This is a genomic window from Pseudomonas sp. PS02302, assembly GCF_029959585.1.
Taxonomy (GTDB): Bacteria; Pseudomonadota; Gammaproteobacteria; order Pseudomonadales; family Pseudomonadaceae; genus Chryseomonas; species Chryseomonas aestiva.
The window spans coordinates 1-5,365 of the sequence record NZ_JASCON010000137.1 but is presented as its reverse complement, the minus strand read 5'-3'; the positions used below and the strand labels follow the sequence as shown (position 1 = coordinate 5,365).

Here is a 5,365-nt window from a genome sequence, read left to right as displayed (position 1 = left end):
CCCGCAGGTGCCCGCCTGGCTCAGAATTCCAGGGGTGCCGGGCGGCCCTGGCGGGCCTGCAGCATGGCCGCCAGGCGGACCGGGCTGTTGGCCGCGCCGTAGCCACTGTAATCCTTGCGCTGGAGGATTTCGAAGAAAAATCGGTCGGCGAAGGACTCGGTGTAGACGTGAAACAGCTCGCCACCCTGGGCGTCACGGTCGTAGAGGACGTTGTAGTAGGCCAGCCGACTGAGGAAGTCGTCGTCGAAATCGAAGCGCGCCCCCAGGTCGTCGTAATAGTTCATCGGGATCTCCAGCAGGGGCACCCCGGCGGCCTTGGCCTGTTCCACCGCCAGAAAGATGTCCTGGCAGGCGAAGGCGATGTGATGCACCCCCGAGCCCCGATAGCTGGACAGCGCCCGGGCGATGGCGGTGTTGCGATTCTCCGAGATGTTCAGCGCCAGGCGCACGCTGCTCTCGCGATTCTTCAGCGCGCGACTCTTGACCAGGCCATAGGGGTCCGGGACCACCACCTCGTCGTCGGCGCTGAAGTCGAACAGGCTCTTGTAGAACAGCACCCAGCTGTCCAGCGCATCGGCCGGCAGGGCGATGGCCACGTGGTCGACATGGGTCAGCCCGAGGCCCCCGCTGGCACCGGCGCTGACATCGAAGTCGGTGTCGTAGAGACTGCGGCCATCCACGCCGCGATCGGCGAGATAGATCAGGCTGCCGTCCGGTGCCCGCACCGCCGGGATTTCCCGCTCGTTGGGGCCGACCAGGCCACGATAGGGCTGCGCCCGGTACTGCTGGGCGCGCTCCAGGGCGGCCTGGCTGTCCGGCACGCGCAGGGCCATGGCGCATAGCGAGGGGCCGTGGGCCTCGAAGAAGTTGTGGCCGAAGGAATAGGGTTCGGCGTTGAGCACCAGGTTGATCTCGCCCTGGCGCAGCAGGGTGACGTTCTTCGAGCGATGCCGGCCGGCCTGGGCGAAGCCCAGCTTGCCCAGCCAGCGCGCCAGTTCGGCGCCATGGCCGTCGTCCACGGCGAATTCGAGGAATTCGGTGCCTTCCAGGCGCGGCGCCGCGGGCGGGGCGAACAGCGGCGCCGCCACCGGGGTCTCCTCGCGCTGCAGCCGCGCGGCGGTCTGCTCTTCCAGGTAGAGCAGGGATCTCAGGCCATCGGCGGCGGTGGCGCGGGTCTGGGCGGCGCGGAAACCGTCGTTGAAGATCTCCAGTGACAGCGGCCCCTGGTAGCCGGTCTGCAGGATGGGCGCGAGGAAACCGGCCAGGTCGAATTCGCCCTGCCCCGGGAAGCAGCGGAAATGCCGACTCCACTCCAGCACGTCCATCTGCAGCAGCGGCGCATCGGCCATCTGCACGAAAAAGATCTTGTCCCCCGGGATCTGCGCGATGGCCGCCGGATCGCCGCCGATGGACAGGGTGTGGAAACTGTCGAGCAGCACGCCGAGATTGGGATGATCGACCGCCTTCACCAGGCGCCAGACCTGCTGCCAGGTGTTGACGTGGCGGCCCCAGGCGAGGGCCTCGTAACCGATGCGCAGTTCGCGCCGGGCGGCGCGCTCGGCCAGCAGTTGCAGGTCGTCGGCAATCAGGCGCTCGTCGCCGAGGCTGTCGGCGGCGGTGTTGCTGCACACCAGGATGAGGTCGGTGCCCAGTTCCTGCATGAGGTCGAACTTGCGCTCGGCGCGGTCGAGATTACGCTGCAGGCGCTCGCGGCGATTGCCCTCGAAGTCGCGGAACGGCTGGAACAGGGTGATGGCCAGCCCCAGGTCCTGGGCGCGCTGGCGGATCTCCCGCGGGCTGGCCCCGGAATACAGCAGGTCGTTCTCGAAGATCTCCACACCGTCGAAACCCGCCGCGGCGATGGCCTCGAGCTTCTCGGTCAGGGTGCCGCTGATGGATACGGTCGCGATGGAACGCTGCATGCCGGTGCTCCTCTGTTGAACGGCCACGCCGCGGGACATGCGGGCGGGTGGCGCGGATTCGTCGGGTCTGGCACCGATTATTCGTGGCACCGCGTGGCCCAACAATGGATTATGTACGAACCGGTTAGTTTCTGTTCGCTGATCGAACATTTGGTCATCCGGCGAATTGACCCGCCCCAGCAGCGCCTCGCACTATGGATCGCAGAGCCCAGCGCTCGTCGCTTCCGCCGCGTCGACCATAACAAGACAAACAAGAGTGTGCGTCCATGCCTCAGCTATCCACGTTATCCTGCGTCCCCCGTCGCGTCTGCAGTCCCACCGCGCTCAGTCGGCGACGGCCAGGCTAGGTCTTCCCGTCCTTTTCATCTTCGGCTCCCGCTGTCCGAGCGAGTTCGTGCGCGGCGCTGAAACCCTCCTGGCCTGACAATAAAATTCCGGAGACAACCATGGCCACTACCGCCTCCCCCACCCCCGGCTCCCAAGCCAAGAAAGCCACCGCGAGCGGCTGGATCGGCTCGGCGCTGGAATACTACGACTTCTTCATCTACGCCCAGGCGGCGGCGCTGATCTTTCCGCAGATCTTCTTCCCCTCCAGCGATCCCAAGATGGCCATCGTCGCCTCCCTCGCCACCTATGGCGTGGGCTATCTGGCGCGGCCGGTCGGCGCCTTCGTGCTCGGTCACTGGGGCGATACCCGCGGCCGCAAGAACGTCCTGCTGCTGTGCATGTTCCTCATGGGCATCGCCACCATGGCCGTGGGCCTGCTGCCCACCTACCACCAGATCGGCATCCTCGCGCCCATCCTGCTGGTGGTACTGCGCCTGATCCAGGGCTTCGCCGTGGCTGGCGAGATCTCCGGAGCCAGTTCCATGGTGCTCGAACACGCGCCCTTCGGCCGACGTGGCTACTATGCGAGCTTTACCCTGCAGGGGGTGCAGGCCGGCCAGGTGATGGCCGCCGCGGTGTTCCTGCCGCTGGCCTACTTCATGCCCGCCGATGCCTTCAACAGCTGGGGCTGGCGCATCCCCTTCCTGCTCAGCGCCTTCGTCCTGCTGGCCGGCTTCATCATCCGCCGGGAAGTCCAGGAGACGCCCGCCTTCGTCAAGGAAGAAGCCAAGACCGGCACCGCCACCGTGGCCAGACGCTCGCCCATCGGCGAAGCCCTGACCACCAGCTGGAAGGCCATGATCCTGGTCGCGCTGATGGCGCTGATGAACGTCATCCCGGTGGTGGCCACCATCTTCGGCGCCGCCTACGCGGTGCAACCGGCCTACGGCATCGGCTTCGACAAGAGCGTCTACCTGTGGATACCGGTGGTGGGCAACATCGTCGCCGTGCTGGTGATCCCCTTGGTCGGCAACCTCTCCGACCGCATCGGCCGCCGGCCGACCATGATCGGTGGCGCCCTGGGTTCGGGTCTGCTGGCCTTCGGTTATCTCTATGCCATCAGCATCCACAACCTGCCGCTGGCCTTCCTCATGTCGCTGCTGATGTGGGGCGTGGTCTACCAGGGCTACAACGCGGTCTTCCCCAGCTTCTACCCGGAGCAGTTCCAGACCCGCTACCGCGTCTCGGCCATGGCCATCGCCCAGAACATCGGCACCATGCTCACCGCCCTGCTGCCGGCCCTGTTCGCCCTGGTCGCCCCGCCCGGCACCGACAACATCTGGCTGGTGGTCGGTAGCCTGGCCTTCGGCGTGACCTGCCTGTCGGCCCTGGCGGCCTACCTGTCGCCGGAAACCTACCGGGTACCGATGAGCGACCTGGGCAAGCCGGGCGCCGTGCAGATGGACAAGCACGCCTATGACACGGCCCGTCAGGACAGCCTCAAGGCCAGCGTCTGACCCCTCGCGAGCCCTCGCCTGGCGAGGGCTCCGCCCTGCTACCTTGGTAGCCTTGCCGTAAGACATACGTTGTCATATAACTACTCGACCGAACGCCTCGGTCGCTGCTTTCCGATAATTCAAATAAGAAAGGAATCCCTCATGTCGCCTGCACCCTCCTAGCCGTCCCGCGCGTCACCGCCCTATCCGCCCTCGTCAGATGCCGCCCCCCCGCGCCGGCAGGGCACCCCTCACCTACAAGAACAAGGAACACCATGAGCACTCGACTCGCTTCCGGCCGGCTCGCCCGTGCCTGCGCCGCCTTCGCCGCTCTCGCCAGCACCACGCCACTGTGGGCCGCGGACGGCTTCATCGAAGGCACCAAGGCCACGCTCAACCTGCGCAATTTCTACTTCAATCGCAACTTCGTCGATCCGGCCTACACCGCGCAGAACAAGGCCGAGGAATGGACCCAGAGCTTCATCTTCGGCCTGACCTCCGGCTACACCCAGGGACCGGTGGGCTTCGGCATCGATGCCCTGGGGCTGTATTCGGTCAAGCTCGACGGTGGCGCCGGCACCTACGGCACCCAGCTGTTGCCGACCCATGCCGGCAACGAACCGGCCAAGGATTTCGGCCGCCTGGCGGTGGCCGCCAAGGCCAAGATCTCCAAGACCGATATCAAGGTGGGCGAGTGGTTCGCCGTGCTGCCGATCCTCAGATCCGACGACGGCCGCTCGCTGCCGCAGACCTTCCAGGGCGCGCAGATCCACTCCACCGAGATCCAGAACCTGGAACTCTGGGGCGGCCAGATGCGCCAGAACAGCCCGCGCAACGACGCCAGCATGGAAGACATGTTCATGCAGGGCCGCGCCAATGCTACCTCCGACCGCTTCAACTTCGTCGGCGGCGAATACAAGTTCAACGAGAAGCGCACCCAGATCGGCCTCTGGTACGCCCAGCTCGAAGACATCTACAACCAGAAGTTCATCAACCTGATCCACTACCAGCCGGTGGGCAGCTGGACCCTGGGCGCCAACCTCGGCTACTTCATCGGCGACGATGACGGCTCGGCCCGCGCCGGTGCCCTGGACAACCGCACTGCCTATGCGCTGCTCTCGGCCAAGCAGGGCGGCGGCACCTTCTATGTCGGCCTGCAACGCGTCAGCGGCGACAGCGCCTGGATGAGGGTCAACGGCACCAGCGGCGGCACCCTGGCCAACGACAGCTACAACTCCAGCTACGACAACGCCCGGGAACGCTCCTGGCAGGTGCGCTACGACCACAACTTCGCCGCCTTCGGCGTGCCGGGTCTGACCCTGATGAACCGCTACCTCAGCGGTGACAACGTGCACACCGGCACCATCACCGACGGCAAGGAATGGGGTCGCGAATCCGAGGTGCAATACGAGGTGCAGAGCGGCCCGCTGAAGAAGCTGCTGATCCGCTGGCGCAACTCAAGCATGAGACGCGACTACAGTGCCAGCGGCTCCTTCGACGAGAACCGCATCATCCTCAACTACCCGATCTCGGTGTTGTAGGAAATGCGGGTGGGGGGGGCCCGCGGGGCGCCGCCCCCGTTGCCCCGGAGGCCACCCCTATAATTGGTTTAAAAAAAAA

General features: G+C 65.9%; 3 protein-coding genes. 2 read left to right on the top strand and 1 reads right to left on the bottom strand.

The features are described from left to right. Positions 1-20: 20 nt before the first annotated feature. Positions 21-1,922, bottom strand: coding sequence for a 3-dehydroshikimate dehydratase QuiC (quiC, locus tag QMX82_RS25185; RefSeq protein WP_133862188.1), 1,902 nt, complete (start codon positions 1,920-1,922; stop codon positions 21-23). 446 nt (positions 1,923-2,368) lie between these two features. Here quiC and QMX82_RS25180 point away from each other — a divergent pair, with 446 nt between their 5' ends. Beyond that, positions 2,369-3,766 carry an MFS transporter gene (locus QMX82_RS25180; RefSeq protein ID WP_282288640.1) on the top strand — a complete coding sequence of 466 codons (1,398 nt, stop codon included), beginning with the start codon at positions 2,369-2,371 and terminating at the stop codon, positions 3,764-3,766. Positions 3,767-4,020: 254 nt separating this feature from the next. After that, complete coding sequence (locus tag QMX82_RS25175; protein WP_280310785.1) at positions 4,021-5,286, top strand: OprD family porin; 1,266 nt, start codon at positions 4,021-4,023, stop codon at positions 5,284-5,286. Positions 5,287-5,365 lie beyond the last annotated feature (79 nt).

Excerpts from the sequence above, each read along its gene's own strand:
- quiC (WP_133862188.1), bottom strand. The coding sequence starts at position 1,922 with ATGCAGCGTTCCATCGCGACCGTATCCATCAGCGGCACCCTGACCGAG.
- QMX82_RS25180 (WP_282288640.1), top strand. The coding sequence starts at position 2,369 with ATGGCCACTACCGCCTCCCCCACCCCCGGCTCCCAAGCCAAGAAAGCC.
- QMX82_RS25175 (WP_280310785.1), top strand. The coding sequence starts at position 4,021 with ATGAGCACTCGACTCGCTTCCGGCCGGCTCGCCCGTGCCTGCGCCGCC.